Origin of the sequence: Streptomyces sp. MJM8645, assembly GCF_001625365.1 — a bacterium.
Classification (GTDB): Bacteria; Actinomycetota; Actinomycetes; order Streptomycetales; family Streptomycetaceae; genus Kitasatospora.
Map to the genome: position 1 here is coordinate 1,044,804 of NZ_LJJF01000002.1, position 15,457 is coordinate 1,060,260.

Annotated in this window: 8 protein-coding genes and 1 riboswitch; of the genes, 5 read left to right on the plus strand and 3 right to left on the minus strand. The window is 74.3% G+C overall.

Annotated elements, in window-relative coordinates:
• Positions 1-38 precede the first annotated feature (38 nt).
• The 3 genes from A6F73_RS35045 to A6F73_RS35055 form a co-directional block, all read right to left on the minus strand.
• Entirely contained in the window at positions 39-299 is a 261-nt protein-coding gene (locus tag A6F73_RS35045; protein ID WP_063352366.1) for a hypothetical protein, read from the minus strand.
• 160 nt (positions 300-459) lie between these two features.
• A complete protein-coding gene (locus A6F73_RS35050; RefSeq protein ID WP_063352367.1) occupies positions 460-1,677 on the minus strand; it encodes an RICIN domain-containing protein in 1,218 nt (405 codons plus the stop codon).
• A gap of 268 nt (positions 1,678-1,945) precedes the next feature.
• Complete coding sequence (locus tag A6F73_RS35055) at positions 1,946-10,417, minus strand: type I polyketide synthase (protein WP_244293818.1); 8,472 nt, start codon at positions 10,415-10,417, stop codon at positions 1,946-1,948.
• Positions 10,418-10,692: 275 nt separating this feature from the next.
• Here A6F73_RS35055 and A6F73_RS35060 point away from each other — a divergent pair, with 275 nt between their 5' ends.
• The 5 genes from A6F73_RS35060 to A6F73_RS35080 all read left to right on the plus strand — a co-directional run bounded on the left by A6F73_RS35060 (position 10,693) and on the right by A6F73_RS35080 (position 15,332).
• Positions 10,693-11,334 (plus strand): hypothetical protein, encoded by a 642-nt coding sequence (locus tag A6F73_RS35060; RefSeq protein ID WP_063352368.1) that lies wholly within the window; start codon positions 10,693-10,695, stop codon positions 11,332-11,334.
• Positions 11,335-11,453: 119 nt separating this feature from the next.
• A riboswitch (cobalamin riboswitch) is annotated at positions 11,454-11,659 on the plus strand.
• Between the two features lie 94 nt (positions 11,660-11,753).
• Positions 11,754-12,725: an ABC transporter substrate-binding protein gene (locus A6F73_RS35065; RefSeq protein WP_208869249.1), complete on the plus strand. Its 972-nt coding sequence runs from the start codon at positions 11,754-11,756 to the stop codon at positions 12,723-12,725.
• Positions 12,722-13,801 carry an iron chelate uptake ABC transporter family permease subunit gene (locus tag A6F73_RS35070; protein ID WP_063352369.1) on the plus strand — a complete coding sequence of 360 codons (1,080 nt, stop codon included), beginning with the start codon at positions 12,722-12,724 and terminating at the stop codon, positions 13,799-13,801. Before A6F73_RS35065 ends, A6F73_RS35070 begins: the two co-directional genes overlap by 4 nt.
• Entirely contained in the window at positions 13,798-14,616 is an 819-nt protein-coding gene (locus tag A6F73_RS35075; RefSeq protein ID WP_079136528.1) for an ABC transporter ATP-binding protein, read from the plus strand. Before A6F73_RS35070 ends, A6F73_RS35075 begins: the two co-directional genes overlap by 4 nt.
• A complete protein-coding gene (locus A6F73_RS35080) occupies positions 14,613-15,332 on the plus strand; it encodes a (2Fe-2S) ferredoxin domain-containing protein (RefSeq protein ID WP_079136529.1) in 720 nt (239 codons plus the stop codon). Before A6F73_RS35075 ends, A6F73_RS35080 begins: the two co-directional genes overlap by 4 nt.
• Positions 15,333-15,457 lie beyond the last annotated feature (125 nt).

Here is a 15,457-nt window from a genome sequence, read left to right on the forward strand (position 1 = left end):
GGGGCCCCTATCGGTCGCGGTGCAGGTCGAGGTACCGGTCAACGACCTGCTGCTCCAATCTTGATCACGGATTCGGCGACGACGACCGCCAGGCCGAAGACCGTGCCGAACACCAGCAGGACGACGAACGCCCGGCAGCCGTAGGGCTGTCCGCGTATCGCCCAGTCCGTCACGAGCGCGGAGTCGCCTATGTCCCGCTGCGGGGAGAGTCGCCCCACCTGGAGACCACCGTGGTCGCCGTACACCGCCCGGGAGTGGACGAGGCCGTACACCGACTGCTGGAACTGATCACCCGCCACACCACCGCGTGATCGGAGGTCGGAGGCTGGAACCGGCGGCCACCAGGCGCTGTTCGGATACGGCCTCACTTCGAATACGACCGCACCTCGAATACGGCCGCACCCCGACCCGGGCGGGTGCCGGGTCGGGGTGCGTCGGGTCAGCGTGCGCGGGTGACTGCTACTGGAGCTTCCACTGCTGGTTCCAGGCGTTGTTGCAGGTCCAGACGCCGAGCGCCTTGGCGTCCTCGTCGTAGGTCAGGCAGTCCTGGTCGGTGATCCGGATCTGGTACTGGCCGCCGCCTGCGCTGACGAGCTGCCACTTCTGCGCGTCGGCGCCGGTCCACGGCTTGGCCTCGGCGAAGAAGGTCTTGGTGTTCTCGGTCAGCGCGAGCCCGGAGACGGCACTGGTGATCTTGTACCGGCCGTTGCCCAGGGCGGTGAACTGCCAGGCGGAGTTCTTGGCGCCGCTGGCTCCGGCCAGGATCGAGGACCCCGTGACCACCGGCCCCCGACCGTTCTTCACCTTGGGGTGGTGCAGCCCGGCGATGCCGGCACCACCACCGCTGCCGCCCTTGCCGCCCCCGCCCTTGCCGCCGCCCTGGTGCGCGGGGATGGCCGGGGTGGTGCTGGTGTCGCCACCGTCGCCGTCGTCGTTGCCGTCGCCGTTGCCGTTGCCGTCGTCATCACTGTCATCGCCGTCATCGTGCGCGGGGATGCCGGGGGTGCCCGGGGTGTCGGTGATCGGGGTGCCACCACTCTTGGGGACGCCCGGGACCGTGATGTCGCGGGCGGGGAAGTGGATGATCCGCTTGCTGTCGACGCAGCGAATCAGCACACAGGACCTGGTGGTGCTCACGGTCCGGTCGGAGTCGGAGCCGACGAAGGCCCAGTTCCCGTACCCGCCGTCGCCCTTGTTGGTGAAGGTCGAGTCACCCGCGAAGACCCAGATACGGAAGTCGTCGTAGCCGGCCGGGCCGCCCTGCGAGTCGTGGTGCTGCAGCTTGACGGTGGTGTCGACCAGCACCCCGTTCATGTTCGCCTCGTACACGTTGCGGAACCAGATGGTGTCGTAGAGGTCGGTGCCGTCGTACTTGAACACCATGACGTTGTAGCCGGGAGCCGCGGCACTCAGTTGGCTGGCCATGCCCTGGGTGAACGCGGCGTTGTCGGCCTGCGCCTGGAGGGCCGCGCTGCGGAAGCCGCCGATCATGGCACCGATGGAGTTGATCAGGGCCGTGGTGCAGTTGCCGCCGCCCACGCTGCTCTGGCCGTCGCAGTCGGCTGCGGCGGCCCGCTGCGGCGAGACCATCAGGCCGGCAACGGCCAGACCCGACAGCAGGACGCCCGCGACGGCGCGTTGGGCGAGCGTGTGGGACCGGCGGGAGAGACCGCGCATGCCGAAGTACCTCGATCACTGAGAGTGGTGAAGATCGTCCGTGGGGAAGAGACGATGCTCGGATGCTAGGTCGGCCCGAACGCCGCGCCCCGGGTTCCTGACAGTTCTCTGACAGTTCCCTGATGGATCACTGATGACCTGTCGGCAGACGGGCGTCACCGTCACGGACCTGGTCGCAGGACGGGGCGCAGGAGGAGACCGGCCACCAGCTTCGTCTGGCACGTGTGGCGTTGGACAAGGAACGGCGCGCGGACGGCGCTGGCTGTCTCTACCGGGTGGTGGCCTCCGGCGGGGTGCCGGGGTGGGTGAGGGAGTCGATCCAGGTGCGGATCGCGGCTGCCGTGGTGGCGGCGTCCTCTCGTGCCAGGGAGAGGTGGTTGCCGGGCACCTCGACGCGCTCGTGTGGCAGCGGCCAGGACGTGCGCCAGGAGTCGCCGTCCGCGCGCGCCGCCATCAGCGGGGTCGGCCGCGCGGCGCCGATGAGGAGGGTCGGGGTGTCCACGGGCTCCGGGCGCCAGTCCAGGAAGAGCCCGGTGTAGGCGCCCATGGCCGCGACGGCGGCGTCCTCGTCGCCGGTGGACCCGTCCGCGCTCACGTCCGCGGCGGCGAGGTACGGGGCCGGTGGGGCGGCCAGGGCGGTCAGCCAGTCCGTGGAGTGGTTGCCCTGGTGGACGAGATACGTGTCGATCAGCACTTGTCCCAGGGGAGCGGATCCCCTGAGTTCGAGGCGCCGGGTCACGGCGTGCGTGACGGCGCCCCCGGCGGAAGCACCGACCAGGACGACGGGCCGGTTACCGACGTGCCGCAGCACCGTCTCGGCGTGGAGGCGGGCGAGCGTCTCCCGGTCGGCCGGAACGGCGCACCCCGCGCCGATGCCCGGGTGCGGGAACTCCAGGACCTCCAACTCGCCCTCGAAGCAGGCGTGCAGGGCCGCGAACCCGCCTCCCGGGAATGCGGGGAGCGGACGGTGGTCGGGGAAGAAGACCACGACCGGGGAGCCGGCGCGACCCCGGGCCCGGCGCAGCGGCGGCACGGCGTGCTCCGCGGCGTCGTCGGCGCCGAACGTCGCGGCGGCCGAGGACGCCGCGACCACCAGGTGCATCGCGGCCGCCGGCCGGCCCTGCTCGCAGAGCGCGCGGTACAGCGCCGCGAGCGTCTGCGCGGGACGGCCGGTGGGCGGTGCGGGCCGGAGGCCGGGGCGCTCACGCGGTGTGCCGTCGGGCAGGTCGTCGAGCAGGTTGTCGGGCAGGTCGTCGAGCAGGTCGTCGAGCAGGTCGAGTACGTGACGGGCGAGGTCCTCGATCGCCGGGTGCTCGAACACGAGGGCCGCGGGCAGCCGCAGGCGCAGGGCCGTACTCAGTCGGCTGCGGAACTGGACGGCCGTCAGGGAGTCGAAGCCGAGCTCGGCCAGGGTCCTGCCGGCGGGCAGGTCCTGCGCGCCGGAGTAGCCGAGCACCGCGGCCACGTCGCCGCGCAGCAGTTCCGTGAGCGCGGCCCCGCGCTCCTCGGCGGGCAGCCCGGCCAGCAGCGTGCGCCACGCCCCGGGCTCCGAGCCCTCCCGGGCGCCCGGCGGTGGTTCGGTCGCGCCGCTCTGCGCCTCGGCGGCGGGCCGACCGTGGCGCGCCAGGTCGCGCAGCGGCGCCGGTAGTTGCCCTGCGGCGGTGCGCAGCGCGGCCCGGTCGAGCAGGACCGGCGCGAGTACGGGGGCTCCCGTCCGCAGTGCCGCGTCGAACAGGGTCAGTCCTTGGGCGGGGGTGAACGCCCGGACCACGTCGTCGGGCCTCGGGTGCCCCGCGCCCTCGGTCAACTGGGCTGCCATGCCCGCGTCGTGGCCCCACATGCCCCACGCCAGCGAGACGGCGGGCAGGCCGGCCGCGGCCCGGTGCTGGGCGAGCGCGTCCAGGAACGAGTTCGCCGCGGCGTAGTTGCCCTGGCCCGCCCGGCCCAGCACGCCCGAGATCGAGGAGAACAGGACGAAGGCCGACAGGCCCCGGTCGCGGGTCAACTCGTGCAGGTGCCAGGCCGCGTCCGCCTTCGGCCGCAGGACCGCCGCCAGCCGCTCCGGGGACAGCGCGGCCAGCGCCCCGTCGTCGAGGACCCCGGCGGCGTGCACGACGGCGGTCAGCGGGGGGTCGCACTGCTCGATCAGCTCGGCGAGCCGGGCCCGGTCGGCCACGTCGCACGCGACGATCCTGACCTGCGCGCCCCGCTCCGCCAGACTCGCGCGCAGGGCGTCGGCGCCCGGTGCGTGCGGGCCGCGCCGCCCGGTCAGCAGCAGGTGGCGGACCCCGTACGCGTCGACCAGGTGCCCGGCCAGGTCCGCGCCCAGTGCTCCGGTGCCGCCGGTGATCAGCACCGTGCCGTCCGGGTCGAAGGCTCCGGAGCGGCGGGGCTGGGCACTCTCGGCCGGCCGGGGCTCAGGCGGGTGGACCGCCGCCGGGACGCCGACCAGCCGTGGCACCGTCGCCCGCCCGGCGCGCAGGGAGAGTTGGGGCTCGCCGCTGGCGGCCGCCGCGGGCAGCAGGCGCAGGGAGGCGGGGTCCTCGTCCACGTCGATCAGGACCACGCACCCCGGCAGCTCCGACTGCGCCGTACGCACCAGCCCCCAGACCGCGGCTCCCGCCAGGTCCGGCGTGGGTGCGGTGGCGTTCCGCGTCACCACCACGAGCTGCGAGCCCGCGGTGGCCGGATCGTCCTGCCAGTCCTGTAGGGCCTTGAGCACCCGCGTGGTCAGCAGGTGGACGTCGGCCAGCGGGTCGCGGTCCGTTTCCGATTCCGATCCGACGGCGGTGACCGCCAGGTGGCGGGGCGGGGCGGCGGCGTCCGCGCCCGCTGTGGATGAGGTCGGGCCGTTCGTGGGTGAGGACGGGCCGGCGAGGGGGACGAAGGCGCCGAGGTTCAGTTGGTCCGGCCCGAGGACCGTCCAGCCCGCCGACTGCGGTGCCCGGCCGGGCAGTGCGACGGGGACCCAGTCGGGGCGCAGCAGGGTGCGCTGGGCGATGTCCTGCCCGGGGTCTCGGTGTCCGGCCGGAAGTTCCCTGGTGGAGAGGGAGTTGACGCGGGCCACCAGGCGGCCCGCCGGGTCGGCGAGCGTGATCGAGAACGCGCCGCCTTCCGAGGCGGGGCCTGCCTCGCCGACCGGCGCGATCCGCACCCGCACCGTCGACGCCGCGGCGGCGTGCAGGCACACGCCGCTCCACTGGAACGGCACCCGGGCGCCACCCGCGCCCCCGCCCGCGTCCGCGCCCCCGCCCGGGCCGGTTCCCGGGGCGTGCGCGGCGAGCATCGAGGCGTGCGCGGCGGCGTCCAGGAGCGCGGGGTGGATGCCGTACCGGTCCGCCTCGGCCGTCCACGGCTCGGGCAACCGGACCTCCGCGAACACCTCCGCACCCCGCCGCCACAGCGCGCGCACGCCGCGGAACGCGGGCCCGTAGGCCAGACCGCGCCCCGCCGCGGCTTCGTAGGCGCCGGCGGGATCGATCTCCGCGGCGCCGGGCGGCGGCCACTGCGTCAGGCCGTGCCCCTCCGGTACCGTCCCCGGCTCGGGCGTGCGGGCGAGCAGGCCGGTGGCGTGCGGCGTCCAGGCTAGCTCGGCGGGCTCGGCGGCCTCGGCGGCCTCCACCGGTCGCGCGTGGATCTCGACGGACCGCCGGCCGGAGTCGTCCACCGCCCCCACCACGACCTGGACCCGTACCCCCGCAGCGGGCAGGGCCAGCGGCCGCAGGATCACGAGCTCCTCCAGCGTGCCGCAGCCGGCCGCGTCGCCCGCGCGCACGGCCATCTCGACGAACGCCGTCCCCGGCACGAGCGGCACCCCGCCGACGACGTGGTCGGCGAGCCACGGCTGGGCGCCCGCCGACAGCAGGCCGGAGAGCACCGTGTGCCCGGTGCCTGGCACCTCGAACGGCGGGCCGAGCAGCGGATGCTCGCCGAAGGTACTGGCTGGACCCGCCCCGGCCGGGCGCGGTGGGTCCAGCCAGTACCTCCGGCGCTGGAAGGCGTAGGTCGGCAGTTCCACCCGCCACAGCCCGCGCCGCAGCCCGCGCTCCGCGAACACCGCGGGCCAGTCGACGCCGACGCCGCGCACGTGGAACCGGGCCACGGCCGCCAGCAGCGTGTCCGGCTCCCGCTCGCCGTCACGGGCCGCGAAGGCGAACACCGGGCCGCCGCCGTCCTGGAACTCCGGGCCGCCGTCCTGGACGGCCGGGCACTCCTGCGCATACGCGGTGAGCACGGGCTGCGGGCCGAGTTCCAGGAAGCCCCCGACGCCGTTGGCGCCCAGCCACTCCACGGCCTCGGCGAACCGCACGGGAAGCCGCGCGTGCCGCACCCAGTAGTCCGCGGAGCCCAGTTCCTCCGGCGCCGCCCGAGACCCCGTCACGGTGGAGACCACCGGGATCCGCGGCGGCCGGAACTCCAGCGTCTCGGCGACGCGGCGGAACTCGTCGAGCACCGGGTCCACCAGCGGCGAGTGGAAGCCGTGGCCGACCTTGAGCCGCGTGCTGCGGCGGCCGCGGGCCTCGAACCGCGCCGCGACGGCGAGCACCGCGTCCCGCGCGCCGGAGACCACCACCGCGCGCGGTCCGTTGACGGCGGCGATCGCCACGCGGTCGGCCACATCCGCGAGTTCGGGCAGGACCTCGTGCTCCGCCGCGTCGAGGGCCACCATCGCCCCGCCGTCGGGCAGCGCCCGCATCAGTCGCCCGCGCGCCGCGACCAGCCGCACGGCGTCGGAGAGGTCCAGCACTCCGGCGACGTGCGCGGCCGCCAACTCGCCCACGGAGTGCCCCGCCAGGAAGTCGGCCCGCATGCCCCAGGACTCCACCAGCCGGAAGAGCGCCACCTCGTAGGCGAACAGGGCGGCCTGCGTGAAGTCCGTGCGGTCGAGCAGGGCGTCCGGCGAGCCCGGCTCGGCGCGGATCACCGTGCGCAGCGGCCGGTCGAGTTCGCCGTCCAGTGCGTGGCAGACCTCGTCGAAGGCCTCGGCGAACGCGGGGAACGCCTCCCGTAGCTCCTCGCCCATCCGCGTGCGCTGCGCGCCCTGCCCGGTGAACAGGAAGGCGGTGCGGGTGCGCGGGTCGGCCAGACGCGTCAACGCCCCGGCGCCGGACGTGCCGTCGGCGGGCGTGCCGTCGGCGATCGCCCGGAGTCCGGCCAGCATGCGCTCGCGGTCCGCAGCCGGCACCATCGCCCGGTGCGTGAGCGCCGACCGCGACACCGCCAGCGAGAAGCCCACGTCCGCCGGCGAGAGGCCCGGCCGGGCGGCGACGTGGTCGGCCAGCCGCCGCGCCTGGGCCCGCAGGGCCGCCTCGTCGGCCCCGCCGACCAGCCACGGCACGGCCGCTGGCATCGCCGGCCCCTGGGGCCGCGCGGGTTCCTGCCGCGGGGCGCGGTCGGCGGCGGCCGGCTCCTCGATGATCACGTGCGCGTTGGTGCCGCCGATGCCGAAGGCCGACACGCCCGCCCGGCGCGGTCGGCCGGCGGGCGCGGGCCACGGCCGGGCCGCGGTCAGCAGCTCGACCCGGCCCGCCGACCAGTCGACGTGCGGGGTGGGGGCTGCCACGTGCAGGGTCCTGGGCAACTCGCCGTGCCGCATGGCCTGGGCCATCTTGATGATCCCGGCGACTCCGGCGGCGGCCTGGGTGTGTCCGAGGTTGGACTTGACGCTGCCCAACCACAGCGGAGGGCCTTCCGGCCCCCGGCCCCGGCCGTAGCCGGCGAGCAGCGCCCGCGCCTCGACGGGATCACCGAGCGCGGTGCCCGTCCCGTGCGCCTCCACGGCGTCCACCTCGTGCGCGCGCAGCCCGGCGTCGGCCAGCGCCAGCTGGATCAGGCGCTGCTGGGCGCGGCCGTTGGGAGCGGTCAGGCCGTTGGACGCGCCGTCGGAGTTGACGGCGCTGCCGCGCACCACGGCCAGCACCGGGTGTCCGTTGCGGCGCGCGTCGGACAGCCTCTCCAGCAGCAGCACCCCGGCGCCCTCGGCCCAGGCAGTGCCGTCCGCCGTGGCCGAGAAGGACTTGCACCGGCCGTCGGGCGCGAGGGCGCGCTGGCGGCTGAACGCGACCAGCGGGTTGGGCGTCGCCATCACCGTGACGCCGCCGGCCAGCGCCAGCGAGCACGCGCCCGAGCGCAGCGCCTGGGCCGCCTGGTGCACGGCGACCAGCGAGGACGAGCACGCCGTGTCGACGGTGATCGCGGGCCCGCGCAGGCCGAACACGTAGGAGAGCCGGCCGGAGGCCACGCTGCCGGCCGAACCCAGGGCGAGGTGGGCCTCCAGTTCGTGCTCGGTGAAGCGGGAGGCGTAATCGCCGTACATCACCCCGAGGAAGACGCCCGTGTCGCTGTCCCGGACGGACGCCGGGTCGATCCCGGCCCGCTCCCACGCCTCCCAGGTGACCTCCAGCAGCAGCCGCTGCTGCGGGTCCATGGCGAGCGCCTCGCGCGGCGAGATGCCGAACAGGCCCGCGTCGAACTCCGCGGCGCTGTGCAGGAATCCGCCGCTGCGGGTGTAGCAGGTGCCGATCCGGTCCGGGTCGGGGTCGTAGAGGGCGGCGAGGTCCCAGCCGCGGTCGGTCGGCAGGTCCGAGATCGCGTCCGTGCCCTGCGACACCAACTCCCAGAGCCCTTCGGGGGATTCCACGCCACCGGGGTAGCGGCAGGCCATGGCGACGATCACCACCGGGTCCCGGTCGTACGGCTCCTCCGGCTCGGCGGTCCGCGGTGCGGGGGTCGTGTGTACGGCGGGCTCGGCGGGCTCGGCGGGCTCGGCGGCGAACAGTTCGGTGTGCAGGTGGCGGGCGACGGCGGCCGGGGTGGGGTGGTCGAAGACCAGCGTCGTCGGCAGGCTCAGCCCGGTCGACGCCGCGAGCCGGTCGATCAGCTCGATGGCGCCGAGCGAGGTCAGCCCGAGGTCCGCGAAGGAACTGTCCGCGAACGAGACGTCCGTGAACGATCGGTCCACGAACGAACCGCCCGCGTCGGGCCCGCTCGCCGGCGCGCGTCCGCGGACCCGGGCCGTCTCGGCGCACACCCTCTCGCACAGCGCGCGTTCCTGCTCCTCCCGGGGCAGCGACAGCAGCCCACGGGCCAGGGAACCCCCGGCCGGGGCCGGCGCCGCAGCCGGGTCGCTGAGCACCGCATGGCGGACGATCTTGCCCGACGGCGTGCGCGGGACGGCCGCGATCTCGCGGACCTCGACGGGGACCTTGTGCTCCGCGAGCTGCGAGCGGCAGACGTCGAGCACCAGCCGCGGGTCCAGGCCCGCCGGGCCGGGCACCACGAAGGCGACCGGGACCTCGCCGAGGACGGCGTGCGGCAGACCGAGGACCACGGCGTCCCGCACCCCGGGACAACCCCGCAGGACGTGCTCGACCTCCGTGGGATGGATGTTCTCGCCGCCCCGGATGATCAGTTCGCTGACCCGGCCGGTGAGGACGAGGTGGCCGTGTTCGGCGCGCCGGCCGAGGTCCCCGGTCCGGTACCAGCCCTCGCGCAGCGCGGCGGCCGTCGCTTCCGGCTGGTCGTGGTAGCCCGTCATGAGATTCGGACCGCTGACCCAGATCTCGCCCTCGCCGCCCGCGAGGACGTCGACGCCGCTGTCCGGATCGACGACGCGGACCTCGACGCCGGGTACCGGCAGTCCGCAGGACCCGTCGACCCGGGGGCCGTTCGGGCGGGCCACCGCGATCGCGCCGCACGTCTCGGTACTGCCGTAGACGTCGAGCAGCGGCGCGCCGAGCGTCTCCTCCACCGCCCCGCGCAGCTCGGGCGGGCACGGCGCGCCTGCCGTGACGCAGAGCCGTAGCCCGGGCCCCGGCGCGGGGAGCGGGGTGTCCTTCGCCGAGGACATCAACCGGTGGTACGTCGTGGGGACGCCGGCCAGGACGGTGAACGGCCCGCCGAGGGCTGCGCTCGGGGTGCGCAGCGTGCGCCACAGGTCGCCGGGCGTCAGCAGGTCGCCGGACGTCGGCAGTTCGCCGGCGATCGCGGTGCTCGCGCCGACGGCCGTGGTGCCCAGGATCGCGAGGGAGTGCCCGAAGCTGTGGAACAGCGGCAGCGGCCACAGCAGCCGGTCCTCGGGGGAGAGCCCGAAGACCGGCGCATAGCAGGCCGCCACCGACCACAGTGCGCTGCGCTGCGTGGAGAGCACGCCCTTGGGGCGGTGGGTGGTCCCGGAGGTGTAGAGCAGCCAGGCCGGATCGTCGAGCCCCAGGTCGTCGGGGGCCGCGGGCCCGTCGCTCCCGCTCCCGCTCCCGGTCGCGGCCTCGGCTTCGGCCTCGAAGAGGACGGTGCCGTCGGGGGCGTTCGAGGGGATCGGACCCGCCCCGGTGAGCACGGTGTGCAGGCCGCGGTACGCGGGGCCGAGGCGGTGGAGCTGCGTGAGATGCGCGGGGTCGGTGATGATGGCCGAAGCGCCGCTGTCCCGCAGGTAGTAGTCGAGTTCGTCGTCGGAGGAGCGGGGGTTGAGCAGGACACCGACCGCCCCCGCCCGCAGCACCGCGAGGCAACCCTCCACCAGCTCCACGCAGTTGCCCAGGCAGAGCGCCACCCGATCGCCGCGCCGGACCCCCGCCCGCACGAGCGACCCGGCCAACCGCCCGGTCCGCCGCTCCAACTCGGCGTAGCTGACGCCGCGCGAGAAGTCGTGGAACGCCACCCGCTCCGCCGACCGTTCGGCGTGCCTCTTCAGCAACTCCGGCAGCGGCCGCACCAGATCGTCATACCGCAGGTCACCACTCACGCCCCGGCTCCGACCTCTCGCCACTCGCGATCCGCTCCCCCGTCGATCCCCTCCGTACCCAGTAACACACGGGCACAGACCGAGTCCTGCGGACTCGCCGCAGCTGCGCTTGCGGCCGCCGAGGAACCGCGGCACTTCGAGGCAGCAATCAGGCCTCTGACCTGCGGAAACAGCAGCTCTCCAGCCCGGGAGGGCGCGAGGGCACAGCGCCGTGGACTTTGAGCGCTGCCCCCGATACCGCCCTCCCCGTCCGGCGCCCGTGTCAGGCTGGGGGAATGCTCTCCGACTCCGCCGCCCCCAACGCCTGGCACACCCCGGCCGAACTGGCGCCGCTCGACGGCAACGAGGCCTTCCGCGGCACCGATGCCGGGACGGTGCTGGACTTCTGGCGCTACGCGATGCCCGACTTGCGAACCAACACCACCCGGGGCCTGCTCGCGGAATTCCTGGTCCACCGCGCCGTCGGCGCTGTGGCACGCAACATGGAATGGGACAGCTTCGATGTCCTGACGCCTGACGGGCTCAGGATCGAGGTCAAGACCAGCGCCTACCTCCAAGCCTGGGGGCAGCGTCAGCTGTCGGAGATTCGCTTCTCCCGGCTGCGCGGACGCACCTGGACTCCCGAGGACGGTGACGCCGCAGAGCAGTCCTACAACGCGGATGTCTACGTCTTCGCCCTCCATACCGCGCTCACCCACGCCGACTACGACCCGCTCGACATCGGCCAGTGGCGCTTCTACGTTGCTTCCCGTGCTCTCGTGGAGGCCACCGGACAGGCCAGCCTGGGCCTTGCTTCCGTACGCCGGCTGTGTGGCGAACCCGTCGACTACGAGGAGCTCGCGGTCCGGATCTCGGCCTGCTCCCTCCAGTCACCCTCAACTGGCGGAGCCACCGAAGCTGCCACCGCCACTGCGTGACAGCGCGCTGGAAAGCCGGCAGGCCGAACACACACCTCCGTCAAAACACTGCCGCTGCCGGCGCTTCGCGTGGCCGGTGGGCGTCCTTGAGCCGGTCAGCACCGATCTGACCACGCCTGATACCTTGCCATCGCCGTGGTGTACGGGAAACCGGTCTGAGTCCGGTGCGGCCCTCGCCACTGTTGCCGCGGAGTTCCGCGGCCCTCGCTGACCGGCTTTTCCAGCGGTCAGGGCCACTGGGCGGGCTGGAAGAGCCGTCCGGGAAGGTCGGCTGCGGCGTGTTGATGCGGAAGCCAGGAGACCGGCCACGGCGCGACATGTTCCACGAGGGTTTTGGAGAACACGTGCCCAGCGGTCTGCTGTATCCGTTTCGATCGATATGCTCCGTTCGTCCCACAGGTCCGATACGTGTCGGCCGGGTGGTCGCGGCCGTCCTGTTCACCGGCGCGCTCGGGGCTTGCACCGGCGCCCCCGCGCCCGCCACGTCCGGCGGGGCGGCCGGAAGTGCCGCGCCGGTGAGCGTGGACAACTGCGGGACGACCGTGACGGTCGGCGCGCCGCCCGCCCGGCTGGTGACGCTCAACGAGGGTGCCACCGAGGTGGCCCTGTCCCTCGGCCTGCAGTCCCGCATGGCCGGTACCGCCTACCTCGACGATTCCGTCCCGGAGAAGTGGAAGGCGGCCTACGACTCCGTCCCGGTGCTCTCCAAGGACTACCCGACGAAGGAGAAGCTCCTCGCGGCCCGTCCCGACTTCCTGTACGCCTCCTACTCCAGCGCGTTCACCGACAAGGTCGCGGGCAGCCGGGACGAGCTGCGCGGCCAGGGCATCCCGTCGTACCTGTCCCCGTTCGGCTGCTCGGACAAGAGCCAGGTGCCGCCGACGACCTGGCAGGCGGTGTGGGGTGAACTGAACGACGTCGCCAAGGTCTTCGGTGTCACGGAGCGGGCCGCCGCGATCCAGCAGCAGCAGGAGCAGCAGCTCGCCCAGTTCACGGCGACGGCCGCGGGCAAGGGTCTGAAGGTCCTGTGGTACGACTCGGACACCAAGTCGCCGTTCGTCGGTGCCGGCCACGGCGGACCTCAGCTCGTGCTCGATGCCGTGGGCGCCCGCAACGTCTTCGGGGACCTGCCCGGTGGCTGGCAGAACGTGAGCTGGGAGAAGGTCGTCGCGGCGGACCCGGACGCCATCGTGGTCGCGGACGCCGGCTGGGACACCGCCCAGTCCAAGATCGACTACTTGGAGAACGACCCGGTGCTGAGCAAGCTCACCGCCGTGCAGCGCAAGGCTTTCGTGGTGGTGCCGTTCTCGGAGTCGACTCCCGGCGTGCGGCTCGCCGACGGTGCCGCCCGGGTGTCCGCAGGGCTGGGCCAGCTGCACCCGGGTTCATGACCACCGAACCCCGCCCCGTCGTGCGGCCCTCCGGTCCGGGCCGCGCGACGGCGGCCCTGGCCATCGGTGCGGCCCTGCTGCTGACCACCGTGCTCCTCGGCCTGGCCGTGGGCTCGCAACCCGAGCCGGTCCGGACGGTGATCGATGTCGTGGCGCGCCGTCTCGGGCTGGGCGGCCAGCACGTCACGCTGCTGGACGACCAGATCGTCTGGCAGTTGCGGCTGCCCCGGGTTCTGGGAGCGGCTGCCACCGGCGCAGGCCTCGCGGTCTGCGGCGCGGTGCTGCAGACGCTGACCGGGAACGACCTGGCCGATCCCTTCCTGCTCGGGATCTCCGACGGAGCCGCCGCAGGCGCGGTCACCGTGATCGTCCTCGGCGTCGGCGTGACCGGCGCCGTGGGCACCGGCGCGGTGGCGACGGCGGCCTTCGCCGGTGCCCTGCTCGCCGCCGCCGTCGTCCTGGCACTGGCCGGCGCCCGCACCCGGTCGCTACCGACCACCCGGACCGTGCTCGCCGGCATCGCGGTGGGGCAGATGTGCGGGGCCTACACCTCGTTCGTCGTGCTGGTCCTCGGGGACCGCAACGCGGCGCGCGGTGTCATGGAGTGGACGCTCGGCTCGGTCGCCGGCGTGCGCTGGCCCACCGCCGTCTTCCTGACCGCGGTCGCGCTGGTCGGCGTCACGGTCCTGGCCTCCTCGGCCCGCGACCTGGACGCCTTCGCCTTCGGCGAGACCGCCGCCCGCTCCCTCGGCGTCCACGTCGAGCGCACCCGCTGGCTCCTCGTCGCCACCGCCGCGCTGGTGACCGCGTGCCTGGTCGCCAACACCGGCGTCATCGGGTTCCTCGGCCTGGTCGTACCGCACGTGGTCCGACTGGTCTGCGGCCCGCGCCACGCCCTCCTGCTGCCCGTGTCGGCACTGGTGGGTGCGTCCCTCCTGGTGGGCAGCGACATCGTGGCGCGCTCGGTCCTGCCCGACCGGGAGATCCCCGTCGGCGTCATCACGGCCGGACTCGGAGCGCCCTTCTTCGCCTGGCTGCTGTGGCGCCAGGGGCGGGCCGAGGGGGGACCGCAGTGACCGTGACGCCGCCCGCCGAGCTGCGCGCGGAGGAGCTCCGCGTGCGCATCGGCGGAGCCACGCTGCTGGACGCGGTCTCGCTCGCGTTCGCCCCCGGCCGGATCACGGGCCTACTCGGGCCCAACGGCGCCGGGAAGACCACCCTGCTGCGCGCGGTCGCCGGACTGACCCGGCCGAGCGCGGGGCGCGTCCTCCTGGACGGAGAGGACCTCCACGCCCTCACGGCCCGCCGACGAGCACGACGGGTGGCCTTCATGGAGCAGCAGGCGGACACCCGGTTGTCGCTGCCGGTCCGTCAGGTCATCGAGCTCGGACGCACGCCGTACCGCAGCCGCTGGCCCGTGCCGATGGACTCCGCCGCCGACGCCCACGAGCGGTCCGTGTTCGCCGATGCCGTTGCCGCGGCCGACGTCGGACACCTGCTCGACCGGGCCTGGCCGACGCTGTCGGGCGGCGAACGGCAACGGGTCCAGCTCGCGCGGGCGCTGGTGCAGGAGCCCGGCGTGCTCCTGCTCGACGAGCCCACCAACCACCTCGACCTGCGCCACCAACTCGGCTTCCTCGGCGCCGTGCGCGGGCTGGGCGTCACCACGGTGGCCGCGCTGCACGACCTCGAACTCGCCGCCGCCTACTGCGACGAGGTCGCCGTCCTGCTCGACGGCCGGCTGGTCGCCCACGGGCCCAGCTCCGACGTGCTCACCTCGCCCACGATCGCGCACGTCTACGGCGTCGACGTGACCGTGGAACGACACCCCCGGCACGACAGGCCGCACATCCGGTGGAACGGACTGCTCCCCGAAGGGACATCACCATGACCCTCCCCGCCCCGGGCGCACCCGCCCGCCGCAGTGCCACGCTCCTGGTCGGCATGTCGATCGGGGAAGCCGTCCGTCGTGACGAACTCCTCCGGACCGCGGCGTCGCACCGGGCCTCGATCGCTTTCCTGCAGCAGGCGGACCCCTCCCTGTCGGCCGAGCTGACCAGGCTGGCCGACGCGGGCACCGAGACCGTGGTCGTGATCGGCGTCCGCCTCGCGGCTTCCGGCCCGGGCCAGTCCTGGCTACGGCGGATCGCGGCGCACTGGTGGCGCGAGCGCGCGGGCCACCGTCCCGAACTCCTCGTCGCGACCCGCCTCGCCGACTCACCGGACGCGGTCCCCGCGGTGGCCGCGGTGACGAAGGCCATCACCGGCGAGGAGCCCGGCCTCACGTCCGCGGCCTGGGAGGACGTCCCCGGCCACCGGCACCAGGTCCTGGTGTGCCGCGGCCCGCGTTGCGCGGCCCAGGGCGCGGAGGAGGGGCTACGCGCCCTGGTACAGAAGCTGACCGAGCACGGCCTCGGCGACGACGACGTGCTCGTCACCCAGACGGGGTGCCAGTTCCCCTGCAACCAGGCCCCCGTCGTCAGCGTGCAGCCGGACGACGTCTGGTACGGAAGGATCGACCCGGCCGTCGCCGGCCGCATCGTCACCGAGCACCTCGCCGACGGACGACCGGTCGAGTCCCACCGGCTCCCCCGCCACAGGAGCTGACCCACGCCGAAGGCCAGAGGCCCTGCCGGAGACACCTCCGGCAGGGCCTCTGTCGGTCAGTGGCCACCGGGGCCCGCGCCGCAGGCGAACAGTTTGTGCCGCGGAGGAAACGTGCTGATGACGGG

Bases quoted from the DNA above. Each gene is read 5' to 3' on its own strand.
- A6F73_RS35050 (WP_063352367.1), bottom strand. From the start codon at position 1,677: ATGCGCGGTCTCTCCCGCCGGTCCCACACGCTCGCCCAACGCGCCGTC.
- A6F73_RS35070 (WP_063352369.1), top strand. From the start codon at position 12,722: ATGACCACCGAACCCCGCCCCGTCGTGCGGCCCTCCGGTCCGGGCCGC.
- A6F73_RS35060 (WP_063352368.1), top strand. From the start codon at position 10,693: ATGCTCTCCGACTCCGCCGCCCCCAACGCCTGGCACACCCCGGCCGAA.
- A6F73_RS35080 (WP_079136529.1), top strand. From the start codon at position 14,613: ATGACCCTCCCCGCCCCGGGCGCACCCGCCCGCCGCAGTGCCACGCTC.